At 62.7% G+C, this 1,011-nt stretch carries 1 protein-coding gene; it reads left to right on the forward strand.

Annotation, left to right across the window (positions count from 1 at the left end; genetic code table 11):
• Positions 1–1,011, forward strand: a 1,011-nt coding sequence (locus Q8K05_RS00865; RefSeq protein WP_305244665.1) for a CaiB/BaiF CoA-transferase family protein, incomplete at both ends; no start/stop codon positions are given.

Genomic DNA, 1,011 nt, shown 5'->3' on the forward strand with positions numbered 1-1,011 from the left:
GATCCAGGTCCAGATGCCCGAGCACATGCGCGGTGATGACACGCTGGGCGGGCAGGAGGGCTCGGACTACCAGTACACGCACCGCAACAAGCGCTCGATCACCCTGAACCTCAAAGAGGCTGAGGGCATCAGCGTCCTCAAGCGCCTGATTGCCGGGGCGGACGTGGTGGTGGAGAACTTTCGTCCCGACGTCAAGTTTCGCCTTGGCATCGACTACGAAACCCTGAGCGTGGACAACCCGCGCCTGGTGTACGCCAGCATTTCGGGGTTTGGACAGTCGGGTCCGCTGGCCGGGCGTCCCGGCTTTGACCAGATCGCCCAAGGCATGGGCGGGCTGATGTCCGTGACTGGCCTGGTCGAGCAGGGACCGATGCGCGTGGGCATTCCGATTGCCGACCTGTGCGCCGGCATTTTTGCGGCCCAAGGCATTCTGGTGGCGCTGCTGGAGCGCGAAAGTTCCGGCAAGGGCCAGTGGTTGCACACGTCGCTGCTCGAGTCCATGGTTTACATGATGGATTTCCAGACCTCGCGCTGGCTGATCGATGGTGAAATTGCCACCCAGGCCGGCAACTTCCACCCCACCAGCATCCCGACCGGGGTGTACAAGGCGCGTGACGGTTATATGAACATCGCCGTGTTCGGTTCCAAGATATGGGAACGTTTTTGCGACATCCTGGGCGCACCGGAGTGGGTCAGCGATGAACGCTACAAGGACAAGAAGGGGCGATCGGTCAACCGCGATTCCCTCAATGCCGAAATCAACCGGCGGCTGGCCGAGCAGGACCGTGCCTACTGGATTGATCGTCCGAACGCGGGTGGCGTGGCCTGCGGCCACATCAACAATCTGAAGGAGGTGTTTGAAGAGCCGCAGATCCAGCACCTCAACATGGTCAAGGAGGTGGTGTCCACACACCTCGGCGCACAGCGGCTGGTGGGCCAGCCCATGCAGCTGGAGCGCACGCCCAGCACCATTGCCCGTGCCGCCCCGCGCCGGGGCGAGCATACCGAAGA

This window comes from Polaromonas sp. (assembly GCF_030682935.1).
In the GTDB taxonomy this organism is placed as follows: Bacteria; Pseudomonadota; Gammaproteobacteria; order Burkholderiales; family Burkholderiaceae_C; genus Polaromonas.